14 protein-coding genes are annotated in these 15,762 nt (G+C 58.5%); 2 read left to right on the top strand and 12 right to left on the bottom strand.

Annotation, left to right across the window (positions count from 1 at the left end; genetic code table 11):
• Positions 1-35 precede the first annotated feature (35 nt).
• Entirely contained in the window at positions 36-605 is a 570-nt protein-coding gene (plsY, locus tag B3I26_RS14660) for a glycerol-3-phosphate 1-O-acyltransferase PlsY (RefSeq protein WP_296258572.1), read from the bottom strand.
• Positions 606-679: 74 nt separating this feature from the next.
• On the opposite strand from plsY, the gene folB reads away from it, so the two are divergent.
• Both folB and folK read left to right on the top strand, forming a co-directional pair.
• Positions 680-1,033, top strand: coding sequence for a dihydroneopterin aldolase (gene folB, locus B3I26_RS14655; protein WP_296258570.1), 354 nt, complete (start codon positions 680-682; stop codon positions 1,031-1,033).
• Complete coding sequence (gene folK / locus B3I26_RS14650; RefSeq protein ID WP_296258568.1) at positions 1,024-1,557, top strand: 2-amino-4-hydroxy-6-hydroxymethyldihydropteridine diphosphokinase; 534 nt, start codon at positions 1,024-1,026, stop codon at positions 1,555-1,557. Before folB ends, folK begins: the two co-directional genes overlap by 10 nt.
• An 87-nt stretch (positions 1,558-1,644) precedes the next feature.
• Here folK and B3I26_RS14645 read toward each other — a convergent pair whose 3' ends face one another.
• From B3I26_RS14645 to B3I26_RS14595, 11 genes are all read right to left on the bottom strand, one after another.
• Positions 1,645-2,874 carry a multifunctional CCA addition/repair protein gene (locus B3I26_RS14645; RefSeq protein WP_296258566.1) on the bottom strand — a complete coding sequence of 410 codons (1,230 nt, stop codon included), beginning with the start codon at positions 2,872-2,874 and terminating at the stop codon, positions 1,645-1,647.
• Between the two features lie 80 nt (positions 2,875-2,954).
• Positions 2,955-4,517, bottom strand: coding sequence for a SpoVR family protein (locus B3I26_RS14640; protein ID WP_296258564.1), 1,563 nt, complete (start codon positions 4,515-4,517; stop codon positions 2,955-2,957).
• Positions 4,514-5,785 (bottom strand): YeaH/YhbH family protein, encoded by a 1,272-nt coding sequence (locus tag B3I26_RS14635; RefSeq protein ID WP_296258562.1) that lies wholly within the window; start codon positions 5,783-5,785, stop codon positions 4,514-4,516. The genes B3I26_RS14640 and B3I26_RS14635 overlap by 4 nt, the downstream gene beginning before the upstream one ends.
• Positions 5,786-5,902: 117 nt before the next feature.
• Positions 5,903-7,825, bottom strand: a complete 1,923-nt coding sequence (locus tag B3I26_RS14630; RefSeq protein ID WP_296258561.1) for a PrkA family serine protein kinase — start codon at positions 7,823-7,825, stop codon at positions 5,903-5,905.
• 285 nt (positions 7,826-8,110) lie between these two features.
• The gene (gene glpE / locus B3I26_RS14625) at positions 8,111-8,431 is read right to left on the bottom strand and encodes a thiosulfate sulfurtransferase GlpE (protein WP_296258559.1); all 321 of its coding nucleotides are present in this window, start codon (positions 8,429-8,431) and stop codon (positions 8,111-8,113) included.
• A gap of 54 nt (positions 8,432-8,485) precedes the next feature.
• Positions 8,486-9,367: a symmetrical bis(5'-nucleosyl)-tetraphosphatase gene (locus B3I26_RS14620; protein ID WP_296258558.1), complete on the bottom strand. Its 882-nt coding sequence runs from the start codon at positions 9,365-9,367 to the stop codon at positions 8,486-8,488.
• Entirely contained in the window at positions 9,367-9,747 is a 381-nt protein-coding gene (gene apaG, locus B3I26_RS14615) for a Co2+/Mg2+ efflux protein ApaG (protein WP_296258556.1), read from the bottom strand. Before apaG ends, B3I26_RS14620 begins: the two co-directional genes overlap by 1 nt.
• Before the next feature lie 118 nt (positions 9,748-9,865).
• On the bottom strand, positions 9,866-10,672 hold the full coding sequence (gene rsmA, locus B3I26_RS14610) for a 16S rRNA (adenine(1518)-N(6)/adenine(1519)-N(6))-dimethyltransferase RsmA (protein WP_296258553.1): 807 nt from the start codon (positions 10,670-10,672) through the stop codon (positions 9,866-9,868).
• A complete protein-coding gene (gene pdxA / locus B3I26_RS14605) occupies positions 10,669-11,658 on the bottom strand; it encodes a 4-hydroxythreonine-4-phosphate dehydrogenase PdxA (protein ID WP_296258552.1) in 990 nt (329 codons plus the stop codon). The genes rsmA and pdxA overlap by 4 nt, the downstream gene beginning before the upstream one ends.
• Positions 11,655-12,977 (bottom strand): peptidylprolyl isomerase, encoded by a 1,323-nt coding sequence (locus B3I26_RS14600; RefSeq protein ID WP_296258550.1) that lies wholly within the window; start codon positions 12,975-12,977, stop codon positions 11,655-11,657. Before B3I26_RS14600 ends, pdxA begins: the two co-directional genes overlap by 4 nt.
• On the bottom strand, positions 12,958-15,738 hold the full coding sequence (locus B3I26_RS14595) for an LPS-assembly protein LptD (protein WP_296258549.1): 2,781 nt from the start codon (positions 15,736-15,738) through the stop codon (positions 12,958-12,960). The genes B3I26_RS14600 and B3I26_RS14595 overlap by 20 nt, the downstream gene beginning before the upstream one ends.
• Positions 15,739-15,762 lie beyond the last annotated feature (24 nt).

Raw genomic sequence — 15,762 nt, 5'->3', positions numbered from 1 at the left:
AAAAGGCTCGAATGAGCCTTTTTCATCTTTTGCATTCAGAAATGCCGTTCGCGCCCGGCAAGCAGGTCGCGTAGATTGCCGCGGTGGCGCCAGACGATGAGCAGGCTCAGCAGACTCATGGGTAACAGCGCATGAGGCTGCTGCCAGGCGAGCAGCGGCAGAGTCAGGGGCGTGGCGATCAACGAAGCCAGTGAGCTGGTGCGAGTGAGGTAAAAGATCAGCAGCCAGGCGACGATCGCCAGCAGGGCGGCGGGCGCATACAGGCCCAGCAGCATGCCCGCCGCAGTCGCCACGCCCTTGCCGCCTCGGAAGCGGAAGTACAGCGGAAACAGGTGGCCCAGCACTGCGCAAAGCCCGATCCAGGCCTGTTGCCTGGGATCAAGCCCCGCTGCTGCAGCGATCAGCACCGGGGCCAATCCTTTGCAGACGTCGCCGATCAGGGTCAGGATGGCGAGCTTTTTGCCCGCAAGGCGCAGCATGTTGGTGGCGCCGGCGTTGCCCGAACCACTGGCGCGCGGATCTGGATTGCCGGTAAGGCGGCTGAGCAGGATGGCGAAGGACAGTGAGCCGAGCAGGTAGGCGAGGATCGCCAGTAACCAAAACATGCTAACCATTCCGGGCGGGGATGCCCTGATTCTAACGGCGCATCGCGCCCTTGTCGTGCAGTGGAGAGAAAGGCTTGGACAGAGTTTTCATTGAGGGTCTGGAGGTCGATACGGTGATCGGTGCCTACGACTGGGAGCGTGGCATCCGACAGTGCCTGCGTTTGGACCTGAGTTTTGCGTGGGACATCCGGCCCGCAGCGGCGGGCGATGACCTGAGCAAGGCACTTGACTATGCCAGCGTTTCTGCGCGCATTCAGGCGTTTGCCCAGGAGTCGCAATTCCAGTTGGTCGAGACTTTTGCCGAGCGCCTGACCGATGTGTTGATGAGCGAATTCAACATCCCCTGGCTGCACCTGAAACTGACCAAGCCCGGGGCCGTGCCAGCAGCCAAGGGCGTGGGCGTGGAGATCGAGCGCGGATGTCGCTGACACGGATTTTCCTGGGCCTGGGAAGCAATGTCGACCGGCATCTGCACCTGTGTGCCGGGCTCGACGCCCTGGCCGGTTTCCTGACCGATATGTCCTGCTCGCCTGTGTTCGAGAGTCATCCGGTGGGGATCAAAAGCGGGCCGTTTATCAATCTGGTGGTATCGGCTCTGACCGACCTGCCGTTGATCGAGCTCGACCGCCGCCTGAAATTCATCGAAGCCGATAATGGTCGCTACGCGCCGGAACGCAAGGGCTTGCCGCTGGATATCGATGTGTTGCTGTATGGCGATCAGGTGGGCAACTTCGATGGACTTATCCTGCCGCGCGCGGAGATCTTGAAGAATGCGTTCGTGCTGTGGCCATTGTCTCTCCTTGCTCCGCAAAAGACTCATCCTGGTGCAGGCGTCACGTTTGCTCACTTGTGGGAAAGCGCGCAAATCGACCAGCGTTTGTGGCCGGTCGGGTTCGAGTGGCGGGGGGAGCAGTTGACGCCGGCGTCGATGTTGGCTGAGCCCTTAAGGTAGGAACGCTCTATAACGGCCCGGGTTGCCGGCGATGACAGGCCGCATGCCGCTACTGCCGCAAGGGCCGCTATAGCGCTGGTGTTGCAATCACAATTGATAAGACGCCTTATAAACCGTCAGCGTATCCAGCCGCTCACGCTTTAGTGCCTCGCCCAGTTGCTGCCCCTGATACCCCTTGTCCAGCAGCGGCTGCACGGCTACCCGCGTGGCTACTTCAGCTGCGCCCCTGAGGTATTCGGCCTGTGGATAACTACGATCCTCGAACCCCTTGCGGCCTCGCGCGTCCATTTCGCATGCCAGTATAAAGTCCTCGAAGCGCTGCGGGCGGCGGTACACGTCGAAGGTTTGTAGCAGGTCGAGTAAGGTCGAAGGTCGCAGTTCCAGAGCGCGATGTCCGTGGGTGTGATACTGGCCGACCAGCAGCGCCAGTTCCTGGCAATCTCTGGGTACCTTGAAGCGCAGGCTCACTGCCTTGATGGCTTTGAGGCCTTTTTGCTCATGGGCGATATGCCTGGGCCATTCTTCTTCTGGTGTCAGTCCTTTGCCCAGGTCATGCAGCAGGCAGGCCCAGCGCACGCTGAGCGGCTGATGGTGCACGGCGGATTGATGCAGAACGCTGAGCACATGCAGGCCGGTGTCGATTTCAGGGTGATGAATTTCGGGCTGTGGCACGCCGAACAGCGCGTCGACTTCCGGCATCAGCACTTTGAGCGCGCCGCATTCGCGCAGCACCTGAATGAAAACTTGTGGTTCTCGCTCCATCAGTGCGCGGGAAATTTCCTTCCAGCTGCGCTCCGGCGTGAGGGCTTCCAGTTCCCCCGATGCGCTGAGTTGGCGCATCAGCACCAATGTTTCCGGCGCAATGGTGAAACCGTCGGCTGCATAGCGGGCTGCAAATCGGGCAACGCGCAGCACCCGCAGCGGATCCTCCGCGAATGCCGGAGAAACGTGGCGTAGAACGCGTTCCTGCAAGTCGCGCTGACCGTGATAGGGGTCGATCAGATGGCCTTCCTTGTCCTCGGCAATGGCGTTGATGGTCAAATCGCGGCGGATCAGATCTTCTTCGAGGGTCACCTGCGCAGAGGCATGAAACACGAATCCGCCGTAACCGCGCCCTGTTTTGCGTTCGGTGCGAGCGAGGGCGTATTCCTCGCCGGTCAGTGGGTGCAGAAACACCGGGAAGTCCGTGCCCACGGGACGATAGCCCTTGATCAGCATTTCATCGGTTGTCGCGCCGACGACGACCCAATCGGTATCGGCGACCGGTTTGCCAAGCAGGCGATCGCGAACCGCGCCGCCGACTTTATAAATCTGCATAAAAAACCTCCGTAAGCGCGACAGGATAAACCTAACGTCGTGCTTGCGGAGGTGCATTTTTCCAGGTCGCGCTTTAACTTCTAGAGGTGAACGACCGCCAGGTCGAGCCGGGGATACTCACTGTCAGCGTGTTCGCTTTTGGGTGGGACATGGTGGGTTTTCATCACCTGATCGCCTTGTAGCGTCTCCAGATGAATATCGAAGCCCCATAGACGATGCAGGTGCTTGAGCACTTCGTCGGTTGAGTCGCCCAGTGGCTTTCGGTCGTGTTGCTGATGGCGAAGGGTCAGCGATCGGTCGCCGCGGCGATCGATGCTGTAGATTTGCACGTTGGGTTCACGGTTGCCCAGGTTGTACTGCGCCGCGAGCGTCTCCCGGATGGTCCGATAGCCTGTTTCATCATGGATGGCAGGTACCAGCAGATCCTCCTTCTGGTCGTCATCCAGAATGCTGAACAGCTTCAGGTCACGGATCACTTTAGGGGAGAGGTACTGCAGGATGAAGCTTTCGTCCTTGAAACTGCTCATCGCAAATTTCACGGCCGTCAGCCAGTCCGTACCCGCCAGGTCCGGGAACCAATGCCGGTCCTCGTCGGTAGGGTGTTCACACATGCGCCGGATGTCCTGATACATCGCAAAGCCCAAGGTGTACGGGTTAATACCGCTGTAGTAAGGGCTGTCGAAACCGGGCTGGAACACGACGCTGGTATGGGACTGAAGGAATTCGAGCATGAATCCGTCAGTCACCAGTCCTTCGTCGTACAGATCATTCATCAGCGTGTAGTGCCAGAACGTTGCCCAGCCTTCGTTCATGACCTGAGTCTGGCGCTGGGGATAGAAATACTGGGCAATCTTGCGCACGATGCGCACGACTTCGCGCTGCCACGGCTCCAGCAAGGGCGCGTGTTTCTCAATGAAATACAGAATGTTTTCCTGCGGTTCGGCGGGAAAGCGAGCGCTGTCTTCCCTGTCATTCTTGCTGACGTTTTTCGGAATGGTGCGCCACAGGTCATTGATCTGCTTTTGCAGGTGCTCTTCCCGATCCTTCATGCGGCGGCGTTCTTCTTCCGCGGAAATGGGGTAGGGGCGTTTGTAGCGGTCCACGCCATAATTCATCAGCGCATGGCAGGAATCGAGCAGATCCTCGACCGCATCGATGCCATGGCGCTCCTCGCACTGAGTGATGAATTGCTTGGCAAACACCAGATAATCAATGATTGAGCTGGCGTCGGTCCAGGTGCGGAACAGGTAATTGCCCTTGAAGAAGCTGTTGTGGCCATAACAGGCATGCGCCACGACCAGCGCCTGCATGCAAATGGTGTTTTCTTCCATCAGATAAGCGATGCACGGATCGGAGTTGATGACGATTTCGTACGCCAGTCCCATCTGTCCGCGCGAGTAGGATTTCTCCGTGCTGAGGAAATGCTTGCCGTAGGACCAATGGTGATAGCCCAGCGGCATACCCACCGATGCATAGGCATCCATCATCTGTTCGGCGGTGATTACCTCGATCTGATTGGGGTAGGTGTCCAGTGCATAACGCTCGGCGATGCGGCTGATTTCCCGGTCGTACGCCTGGATCAGTTCGAACGTCCACTCGGAACCCGTGGAAAGGGGTTGGCGTTTCTGCTCTCTGGCGGTCATGTCGCTAACCTGCGCTGGAAGAGTTCACGGAATACCGGATAAATGTCACCGGCTGAGACCAGCTGCTGCTGGGCGAACGTATCAGCGAAGGCTTCGCCGATACGCTCGTATTCGAACCACAGCGCCTGATGCTCGCGCGGGGTGATTTCGACATAGGTGTAGTACTGCACGAACGGCATGATCTGCTTGATCAGGATGTCGCGACAGACTGGCGAGTCATCGTTCCAGTTATCACCGTCTGAAGCCTGCGCCGCGTAGATGTTCCACTCGCTGGTCGGGTAGCGCTCGGCCATGATTTCCTGCATCAGCTTCAGGGCGCTGGAAACGATGGTGCCACCGGTTTCCCGGGAATAGAAAAACTCCTCCTCATCGACCTCCCGCGCGCTGGTGTGATGGCGGATGAACACGACCTCAATCTTGTCGTAGTTCCGCTTGAGGAACAGGTAGAGCAGGATGAAAAAGCGCTTGGCGATGTCCTTTGTCGCCTGGGTCATGGAGCCCGAGACGTCCATGAGGCAGAACATCACCGCCTTGGAACTGGGGTTGGGCTGTTTGACCAGCAGGTTGTACTTAAGGTCGAACGTGTCCAGGTAAGGGACGCGTTTGATTCGCGCCTGCAAGCGCCGGGCCTCGACTTCCAACTCCTGAATGTCGCCGAAATTGTCGGGTTCTTCGCGTTTGAGGCGCTCGACTTCAGCAAGCACCTCCCTGAGTTTGGCCCGGCTGCTGCCCGACAACGCGATGCGCCGAGCATGGGCCGAGCGCAATGTGCGGATGATGTTGATGCGCGACGGGTTGCCTTCGTTGCTGATGCCCGCGCGGACTGTTTTGAAGGTTTCGGTGCCGGTCAGATTACGTTTGACCAGGTTGGGCAATTCAAGATCTTCAAACATGAATTCCAGGAATTCTTCCTGGGTGATCTGGAACACGAACTCGTCCATGCCTTCGCCGGAGTTGCTCGCTTTGCCAGACCCCTTGCCGCCACCGCCACCTTGTGGGCGGGCAATGTGTTCGCCGCTGGTAAATTCCTTGTTACCGGGGTGCACGACGGTCTGCTTGCCACCGCGGCCATGGTGCAGCACAGGCTCATCTATATCCCGACCGGGGATGCTGATCTGCTCGCCGTGCTCCATATCGGTGATGGAACGACGGCTGACTGCTTCTTCGACTGCTTTCTTGATGTGATCACGGTAACGACGCAGAAAGCGCTGCCGATTCACCGTGCTCTTGTTCTTGCCATTGAGACGTCGGTCGATCACATAGCTCATAGGCCCTCCGGGCAGCTACAAGAAAAAAACCGCCATAAGCGGCAAGCTGGTCTTGGTCAGTCATTCAGACGCTGACGCACTCGGCTTGCCGCTTGAAGCTTGTAGCTCACAGCTGCTTTATTGCGACTTGCGCACGCGCAGGTACCATTCGGACAGCAGACGTACCTGTTTATCGGTGTAGCCCCGCTCGACCATCCGGGTCACGAAATCGTTGTGTTTTTGCTGATCCTCTTTGCTAGCTTTGGCGTTGAAGCTGATAACCGGCAACAGATCCTCGGTGTTCGAGAACATTTTCTTCTCGATCACCACACGCAGCTTCTCGTAGCTGAGCCAGGTCGGATTCTTGCCGTTGTTATTGGCACGGGCACGCAGTACGAAGTTGACGATCTCGTTGCGGAAATCCTTCGGATTACTGATGCCAGCTGGTTTCTCGATTTTCTCCAATTCCTCGTTGAGGGCTACACGGTTGAGTATTTCGCCGGTTTCCGGATCGCGATATTCCTGATCCTGAATCCAGAAGTCGGCGTACAGCACGTAGCGGTCAAAAATGTTCTGCCCGTATTCGCTGTAAGACTCCAGATACGCCGTCTGGATTTCCTTGCCGATGAACTCGATGTAGCGAGGGGCAAGGTATTCCTTGATGAAGCGCAGATAGCGCTCGCGGGTTTCCGCCGGGAACTGTTCTTGTTCGATTTGCTGCTCGAGCACATAAAGCAGGTGAACCGGGTTAGCCGCGATCTCGTGAGGATCGAAGTTAAAGACCTTCGACAGTATTTTGAACGCAAAGCGGGTCGAGAGTCCGTTCATGCCCTCGTCGACGCCCGCACTGTCACGGTATTCCTGAATCGATTTGGCTTTAGGATCGGTATCCTTGAGATTCTCGCCGTCGTAAACGCGCATCTTGGAATAGATGTTCGAGTTATCCGGCTCCTTGAGGCGCGACAGCGTCGTGAACTGGGCAAGCATTTTCAGGGTGTCCGGAGCGCAATGGGCGTTGGACAGTGAACTGTTGAACAGCAGCTTGTCGTAAATCTTGATTTCATCGCTGACGCGCAGGCAGTACGGCACCTTAACGATGTAGATCCGGTCAATGAAGGCTTCGTTATTCTTGTTGTGGCGGAAACTGTGCCATTCCGATTCGTTGGAGTGGGCCAGCAGAATACCGGTGAACGGGATAGCGCCCAGGCCTTCGGTGCTGTTGTAGTTACCTTCCTGGGTGGCGGTGAGCAGGGGGTGCAGCACCTTGATCGGCGCCTTGAACATCTCCACGAATTCCATCAGGCCCTGGTTAGCCCGGCACAGCGCGCCGGAGTAGCTATAAGCATCGGCGTCGTTCTGTGAGTATTCTTCGAGTTTGCGGATGTCGACCTTACCGACCAGGGCGGAGATGTCCTGGTTGTTTTCGTCACCCGGTTCGGTCTTGGCGACAGCAATCTGGCTGAGGATCGATGGGTACAATTTGACTACCTTGAACTGGCTGATATCGCCCCCGAACTCAGCCAGGCGTTTGGTCGCCCAGGGCGACATGATGGTGCTCAGGTAGCGCCGGGGGATGCCGAAGTCTTCTTCAAGGATTGCACCATCTTCCGTGGCATTGAACAGGCCCAGTGGTGACTCGAAGACCGGCGAACCCTTGATGGCATAGAAGGGGACTTTTTCGATCAGCTGTTTAAGTTTCTCGGCCAGCGAAGACTTACCGCCACCGACCGGGCCAAGCAGGTAGAGGATCTGTTTCTTTTCTTCCAGGCCCTGAGCGGCATGGCGGAAATACGAAACGATCTGGTCGATGCACTCTTCCATGCCATGGAAGTCGGCAAAGGCAGGGTAGCGCCGGATTACCTTGTTGGAGAAGATTCGGGAAAGGCGCGAATTGGTCGACGTGTCGAGCAACTCGGGCTCGCCAATGGCCTGCAGCAGACGTTCTGCTGCAGAGGCGTAGTTGCTGGGATCCTGTTTGCAGAGCTCCAGATACTCCTGTAACGAGAACTCTTCCTGGCGTGTAGATTCATAGCGTTGTTGGAAGTGGCTAAAAAAATTCATGACGTCACCTCGCTCGATACGTGGAGCCGGCGGCGGATCGTCAGTCGATGCTGGATGACTGCCGATTACTCAGCGGTCATTTACCCCCCAAACACCCTAAAGTAGCTACCGATGACCCACGCGCCGGTGTACCGGCTCTCCCCTGATTCGGATGGCCTGAGGCTAAGGATAGTTCGGATTCGCGGACAGACAGGAGGAAGGCGGATGAATGTGAGGTAGCCGTTCGTCAGTTGGGCATGCGAAGCCGCGTGGACCGCGGCTTCGCGTACCGAAAAAATTTTTCGATCAGCTTTGCGCGGTTTCACCGGGGAAGGTGGTTTTCCAGAGTTCGAAGCCGCCGTCCATGCTGTAGACCTCGGAGAAGCCCTGACCTGCAAGATAGGCCGCTGCACCTTGGCTTGAGTTGCCGTGATAGCAGAGGACCACGAGCGGTTTATCGAGATCGGCCTGGCGGATGAAGTCGGCGATGGAATGGTTATCCAGGTGGTGCGAATTGGGGATGTGATTACTGGCGTACGTCTGTGCATCGCGAACGTCGACCAGCACGGCCCCTTGTTCGCGCAGGGCCTGAGCCTGCTCCGGCGGAATGCGTTTGAAGTCGGTCATGGCGGGCTCCTGGGCCGTTGGGTTCTCGGTCTGTCGAGAACGGGATGGATAAGTCTAACGCTGCAGGTTGGCCGGGTCGTTAACCGTTGAGTCAACCGATGCAGAGGAAGCGACGTAGCCTTGCTCATTGCAGTCGCAGTGGACCAACTGACGCGTATCGACATTCAGCATCGTCAGCGCCGCGCCCCATACGCAACCGGTATCGAGCGCGTAAACACCCGGCTCGCTGCAGCGACCTTCGAGCGCCGCCCAATGGCCGAAAATAATGTTCAGACCCTTGGTCTTGCGATCCGGGTGGCTGAACCAGGGCGCATACCCGGCGGGAGCGCTGTCCAGGCCCTCCTTGCTCTTAAGGTCCAGCTTGCCGTCGCTGGTGCAGAAGCGCATCCGTGTGAAGTAGTTGGTGATCACACGCAGGCGCGTCACGCCCTGCAAGTCCTTATCCCACTTGGCCGGTTCATTACCGTACATGCCGTCGAGAAACGGTTCGAACAGGTTGTCATCGCGCAGGGCCTCTTCGACCTCCTCGGCGCAGCGCAGGGCTTTTTTCAGCGTCCACTGCGGCGGGATGCCCGCGTGTACCAGGGCGATATCGCGCTCTGCATCGTAGTGCATCAGCTTTTGTTGTCGCAGCCACTCAAGCAACTCGTTGGCGTCGGGGGCTTCGAGGATTTCCCGCAGCGTATCGCCCTTCTTCAGGCGCTCGATATTGCGACCGGCGGCGAGCAGATGCAGGTCGTGGTTCCCGAGTACGCAGACGATGGAGTCGCGCATGGCGTAGAGAAAACGCAAGGTTTGCAGGGACTGTGGGCCTCGGTTCACCAGATCGCCCACCAGCCACAGTTTGTCCTTGGCCGAATCGAACGCCACGCGCTGCATCAGGCACTTGAGCGGCTCGAGGCAACCTTGCAGGTCGCCGACTGCGTAGACCGTCATCAGTGAAGCGCTCCCGGCACGGCCAGCCGGAACGGGGCGATCACCGCATCGAACGATGTGCCGTCTTCTGCCAGCATCTGATAGGTGCCCTGCATGTTGCCAACCTTGGTCGTCATGACAGTGCCGCTGCTGTAGGTGTGGCTCTGACCGGCCTGAATCAGCGGCTGCTGGCCAACGACGCCTTCGCCGCGAACTTCTTCGACGTTGCCGTCTCCGTCGGTGATGACCCAGTGGCGCGACAGTAGCTTGGCCGGCAGCGCACCGCTGTTATGAACCGTAACGGTATAGGCGAAGGCAAAGCGGTTCTGCTCAGGCTGGGACTGTTCTGCGAGGAAACGGGTGACGACGCTGACGTCGATCTGGTAACGAGGATCGGACATGCAAAAGGCCTTAAAAGCGGGGGCGGAAAAAGCCGGAAAAGCCCGGAGAAGAATGAGTCTAGGACATGTGACGGCCTAATAACCAATTGGTGCTTTGGCCGGACACGTCCTGAGGGTATCAACCGACGACAGGCTTATCGGTGAGCTTGTCGGCCAGACGCACGAACGCAGCCAGATCCAGTTGTTCGGGGCGCAAGCTGCCGTCCACGCCTGCTTCAGTGATCTCTTCGCTGGTCAGCAGAGCCTTCAAGGTATTGCGCAAGGTTTTGCGACGCTGGTTGAAAGCTTCGCGGACGACGCGCTCCAGGGTGCGGTGGTCCTTGGCCGGATGCGGCAATGTCTCGTGCGGCACCAGACGCACGATTGCCGAATCGACTTTGGGCGGCGGGTTGAACGCGCCGGGGCCGACATTGAACAGATGTTCCACACGGCAATGGTATTGAACCATGATCGACAGCCGACCCCAGTCTCCGCCACCGGGGCCTGCGGCCAGCCGCTCTACCACTTCCTTTTGCAGCATGAAATGCATGTCGCGAATCAGGTGGGCGTTCTGCAGCAGGTGAAAGATCAGCGGCGTGGAAATGTTGTATGGCAGGTTGCCGACCACGCGAAGGCTGCTGGGGGCCGCATTCAGAATATTGAAATCGAATCTCAGTGCATCGCCCTGATGCAGGTTGAAGTTGGGCATGGCACTGAACTGTTGCATCAGGATCGGCACCAGATCTTTGTCTAGTTCCACGACATCGAGTTGCGCGCCGCTGCTAAGCAGGCCTTCGGTCAAGGCACCCTGGCCTGGGCCGATTTCCAGCATGCGGTCACCGGCCTTTGCACGGATCGAGCGCAGGATCTTGTCGATCACGCCCGCATCGTGCAGGAAGTTCTGGCCGAAGCGCTTACGCGCCTTGTGTTGGTATTGCTCAGTCATTTACGGGTCTCGGCCATCTGGTAGGCGGTTTGCAGCGCGACCTTGAGGCTGCCGGTGTCGATCTTGCCGCTGCCGGCCAGATCCAGCGCAGTGCCGTGATCCACAGAGGTGCGGATGATCGGCAAGCCAAGCGTGACATTGACAGCGGCGCCGAAGCCTTTGTATTTCAGCACCGGCAGGCCCTGGTCGTGGTACATCGCCAGCACTGCGTCGCAGTGCTCCAGATATTTGGGGGTAAACAGAGTGTCAGCCGGCAGCGGGCCGCGCAGATCCAGGCCCTCGCTGCGCAGACGCTCCAAAGTTGGTTCGATGATGTCGATTTCTTCGCGACCAAGATGACCGCTTTCCCCGGCATGAGGATTCAGTCCGCAGACCAGGATGCGCGGGTGTGGGATGCCGAACTTGTTGACCAGATCATCGTGCAGGATGCGCGTGACCCGCTCTAGCCGCTCGGCGGTGATGGCGTCGGCGATCGCGCGCAAGGGCAGATGAGTCGTCACCAATGCCACGCGAAGATCGCCGGTGGCAAGCATCATGACCACCTGTTCGGTCCGGGTCAGTTCAGCCAGAAACTCCGTATGACCGGAGAAGGCGATACCGCCCTCGTTGATCACACCCTTGTGTACGGGGGCGGTGATCATCCCGGCGAAATCGCCATTGATGCAGCCTTTCCCGGCGCGGGTGAGGGTTTCGAGGACGAAGGCGCCGTTGGCCTTGTTCAGTTGCCCGGCAATCACAGGCGACTGTAAGGGGGTGTCCCAGACGTAGAGGCTGCCGGCAGGTGCCGGGACGTCAGGCCATGCGGACGGCGTGACGGGAACCAGGTTGATGGCCACACGCAGTTGCGCAGCCCGCTCACTGAGCAGGTCGCAACTGGTAATGGCAATCAGGGGGTGCGGCTGGGACTGCGCGGCGAGCAGCAGGCATAGGTCAGGGCCAATGCCGGCGGGCTCGCCGGGTGTCAGCGCGAAACGCCGGGGTTTCACTTGGGCGCCTGGTCTGCGCCAGGGAGCTTGATTTCAACGTAGGCTTCGTCGCGGATCTGGCGTAACCAGGTTTGCAACTCTTCGTCGTACTTGCGGTTACGCAGTACGTTCATCGCCTGTTGCTCGCGCGCCTGGCTGGTGCCGTCGGTTGCGCGACGTCCCAGGACTTCCAGCACATGCCAGCCATATTGAGTCTTGAAAGGCTTGGACACTACGCCCTGTGGAGTATCGTTCATAACGTCGCGGAATTCGGGAACCAGCGATCGTGGGTCAACCCAGTTCATATCGCCGCCGTTGAGCGCAGAGCCCGGATCCTCGGAGAAGCTCTTCGCCAGCTCGCCAAAATCCTCACCGTTTTCGATGCGGTCATAAATGCGCTTTGCCAGCTTCTGGGTTTCCTCTTCGCTACGGATTTCGCTTGGTTTGATCAGGATGTGACGAACGTGCACTTCGTCGCGCATCTGGGTCTGAGTCTCACCGCCGCGCTTTTCCAGCAGCTTGAGGATGATGAAACCACCCGGGGTACGGGCAGGAGGCGTTACCTGGCCCGGACTCATCGAGTTGAGCATGTCGCCGAACGGAGGTGGCAGTTGAGCGGCTTTACGCCAGCCCATGTCACCGCCGTCCAGGGCGCTTTCGCTGGCCGAGGAGGCGATCGCCAACTGCTCGAAGTTCGCACCTTGCTGCAGTTTGCCGTAGAGATCTTTGGCCTTGGCCGCTGCCACCTGGAGTTGCTCCGACGAGGCGCTGTCAGGCGTAGGAATCAGGATATTGGCCAGGTGGAACTCTTCCGAGAACTGCGCCTTGCCCAGATCTGAGGCGAGAAAGTTCTTCACTTCCTGCTCCGACACCTGAACACGCTCGGCCACGCGACGCTGACGCACGCGGCTGATGATCATTTCCCGACGAATCTGTTCACGGGCGCTGTTGTACGACAGACCGTCGTGGGCCAGCGCGCCCTTGAACTGTTCGATGCTCATGTTGTTACGCTGAGCAATGGTGCCAACCGCCTGGTTCAACTCTTCGTCGGTGATACGGATGCCGGAGCGTTCGCCGATCTGCAGTTGCAGGTTTTCCAGAATCAGACGATCGAGGACCTGAGACTCCAGAGCACTGGCTGCCGGAACACCTTGGCCACGCTTGGCAATGGTTTGCTGAACTTCACGGGTGCGCTGGTCGAGTTGGCTTTGCATGACCACGTCGTTGTCGACGATGGCTACAACCTTGTCGATGGTGCGCACTTCAGCGTGCGCCACCGTACCGATGAGCAGTGCGCCCACCATCAGCGGGCGCAGACAATTAGAAAGCTTGGTCTTCACGTTCACGATAACCTTGGATGCCTTTGTCGAGGAAGCTTTCAACTTTTTGGCCGACTACGCCACCAAGTCCCTTCAACACGATTTGTAGGAATACGCCGCGGTCGCCTTTCTCGTTCTGCGGTATCTCTTGAGTGGACTCGTCATAGTCGACCCAGTACCGGTTGATCAAACGCAGCTTCCAGCAGCAGTTGTCATATTCAAAACCACCAAAGGCTTCGAGGGTACGATCACGGTTGTAGTCATATTGCCAGCGACCGATGGCGCTCCATTGCGGCGCGACCGGCCAGATGACCGAGAAGTCGTGCTGCTGGATCTTGTAGTAGTCCTTGATGACGGTGCCGTCGGGGTAGGTGTAATCGCCACCGCCCACGCTCCAGCGGCCAGTCGTCTGGTCGTAGCGAACCTGGTCGTTACGATAGCGGTAGCCGGCGTTGATGATCTTGCCCGGGTTGTCTTCAGGCTGGTAGTGAACCATTGCACTGCCGGAGCGGGTGCTGCGGCTGTCCGGGTCCCAGTTGAAGTCCGACGTGGCGCGCCAGTCGTGGTTGAAGCGGTATTCGTATTCCAGCGCATACGGAGACACGTCGGACTGTGCGTCCTTGCGATCTTCGTAGCTGATGCCTGGTAACTGCACCTTGCGATCAGCGAAGTACACCGCCTGACCGATACTGACACGCTGGCGTTCGAAGCCATTGTCTTCGATCCAGCGGTTGGTCACGCCCAGCGACAGCTTGTTCTCGTCGCCGATGCGGTCGGAGCCGACGAAACGGTTGTCGCGGAACAGCGAGGCATAGTTGAAGGTGGTTTCACCCGAGTCGAAAATCGGGATGTCGGTCTGGTCTTTCTCAGGCACATAGAGGTAGTACAGTCGCGGTTCCAGGGTCTGGCGATAGTTCTTGCCGAACCAGTTGGTGTTGCGATCGAAGTACAGGCCGCTGTCTACGCTGAAGATCGGCACGGAGCGGTCTTGGGAGCTGTTGTACGTTTCGTCCGCGAGCAAGGTGCGTTTGCCGTCAGCATCCAGGTCAAGATCGTACTTGGTGTAGACGTACTTCAGTTTCGGAGTGACATAACCGTATGAAGCGGTCAGTGGCAGGCTGACCGACGGCGCCAGATTCAGGCGATCGCCGTTGGCGCGAGCCAGACCTTGAACGTTGTTATCCAGACGGCTCTGCGGGATGCCGTCCTCGTCAACGAAGTTGCCATCGCGCAGATCACGGTCAAAGCGCACCAGCTCGGACTCGTAGTCAAACTTCAGCCCGCCCGGATTGAAAGGCAGGGTGCCGTTCAGCGTCAGCTGAGGCAGACGGCCATACGGGGTAATCTGGGTGACGGTAGTCAGCTGATATTGCTGAACATTCAGACGCGCCTGATAGCTGTCGCCGCGATAAGTCAGGTCGCCCTGCTGGTTTAGGTAGTCGTGAGTGCTCACGCCTTCCTGGCCGCTTTTCAGGTCCTTGAAGTAATAAGGATCGCTGACCTTGGTGTAGTCGACGTGAGCGGTCAGGCGTTCATCCAGGCCGCTGCGGTTCTGCCAGTTGACCAGCCAGCGGGTGTCCTTGTAATCGGATTCCTGCTTGCGATCATCGTTCTGGTCGTTCAGGTAAGCCGCACCGAACTGTCCTTCGCTGCTCTTGGTCAGATAACGGAATTCACCTTCGAGCAACAGGCCGCGCTTGGCCATGTAGGTCGGGTACAACGTGGCGTCGTAGTTCGGCGCCAGGTTGAAGTAGTACGGCGTAAGCAACGAGAAGCCGGTGTCGGTGCTGGCGCCGATGCTCGGTGGCAGGAAACCGGACTGGCGACGGTCGTCGATCGGGAAATAGATATACGGGGTGTAAAGAACCGGGATGTCATGCACGCGCAGCGTGGCATTGGTCGCGGTACCGAAGCCGGTTGCCGGGTTCAGGGTGATGTTGTTGCCCTTGACCGTCCAGGCGTTGCTGCTCGGTTCGCACGTGGTGTACGTACCGTCCTTCAAACGGATGATCGCGTTCTCTGCACGACGAGCGTACAGCGCGTTACCACGCACGTTGGATTTATGTAGCACGTATTCGGCGTTGTCGACCTTCGCCTCGCCGGTGTCCAGCTGCACTTCGGCGTGGTCACCGACAATGAGCGCGCCGTTGTCGCGCAAACGGACATCGCCGTTCAGCTCACCGCGGTTTTCGGCCTGGTGCAGGCTGGCTTCATCGGATTCGACCTGCATGGAGCCTTGGCGCAGGACGACGTCACCGGCCAGGGTCGCAATCTGTTCATCCTGTTGATAACGCGAAGCCTTGGCGCCGATAAACGTCGGCGCATCGCTCTTGGCGGTCTTGTCGTCCATGCCTGGACGAATTGGCTCGATATAGGCACCTGAGCAGTACGGACCCGTCTCTGCCAGTTGGGCAGCGGTCAGCTTCTCGCGTGGAACCCAGTCCAGGTGACTGTAGTCTGCACTGCGCGACTGCAGGCCGCGACCCTTGGCCTCGGTGACCAGCATCGTCTTGGGCACCACTTCGCCGCTCTCGGTGATCGTGGTGGAACCGTTCGCCGTGCTGCTATTGGACGACACGCTGTTGGCGTCGTGCACCGGCCGCGGGGGCAACTGGGCTGCGTTGGTTTTCGGGGAGCAATCCCAGGCACCTGTTGCAGACACCGAGCAGTCATACTGTTCAGCTGCAACCACGTACTGGGTGGCCAGAGGTTGCATCGCCAGCAAACTGCCGGTTACGAGCAACGGAAATTTTTTACGAAACGCGGGGGATTTCAATGCCATCTTATTAGTCCGGGCTTCCTGCGC

This window comes from Pseudomonas sp. UBA5706 (assembly GCF_002419965.1).
Lineage (GTDB): Bacteria > Pseudomonadota > Gammaproteobacteria > Pseudomonadales > Pseudomonadaceae > Aquipseudomonas.
Note: the sequence above shows the minus strand (reverse complement) of the source record. Positions and strands in the feature narration are given on the sequence as shown.

Coding starts and splice junctions, on each gene's coding strand:
- B3I26_RS14630 (WP_296258561.1), bottom strand. CDS start 7,825: ATGAATTTTTTTAGCCACTTCCAACAACGCTATGAATCTACACGCCAG.
- folK (WP_296258568.1), top strand. CDS start 1,024: ATGTCGCTGACACGGATTTTCCTGGGCCTGGGAAGCAATGTCGACCGG.
- apaG (WP_296258556.1), bottom strand. CDS start 9,747: ATGTCCGATCCTCGTTACCAGATCGACGTCAGCGTCGTCACCCGTTTC.
- B3I26_RS14635 (WP_296258562.1), bottom strand. CDS start 5,785: ATGAGCTATGTGATCGACCGACGTCTCAATGGCAAGAACAAGAGCACG.
- rsmA (WP_296258553.1), bottom strand. CDS start 10,672: ATGACTGAGCAATACCAACACAAGGCGCGTAAGCGCTTCGGCCAGAAC.
- B3I26_RS14640 (WP_296258564.1), bottom strand. CDS start 4,517: ATGACCGCCAGAGAGCAGAAACGCCAACCCCTTTCCACGGGTTCCGAG.
- glpE (WP_296258559.1), bottom strand. CDS start 8,431: ATGACCGACTTCAAACGCATTCCGCCGGAGCAGGCTCAGGCCCTGCGC.
- B3I26_RS14645 (WP_296258566.1), bottom strand. CDS start 2,874: ATGCAGATTTATAAAGTCGGCGGCGCGGTTCGCGATCGCCTGCTTGGC.
- B3I26_RS14595 (WP_296258549.1), bottom strand. CDS start 15,738: ATGGCATTGAAATCCCCCGCGTTTCGTAAAAAATTTCCGTTGCTCGTA.
- plsY (WP_296258572.1), bottom strand. CDS start 605: ATGTTTTGGTTACTGGCGATCCTCGCCTACCTGCTCGGCTCACTGTCC.
- B3I26_RS14620 (WP_296258558.1), bottom strand. CDS start 9,367: ATGACGGTCTACGCAGTCGGCGACCTGCAAGGTTGCCTCGAGCCGCTC.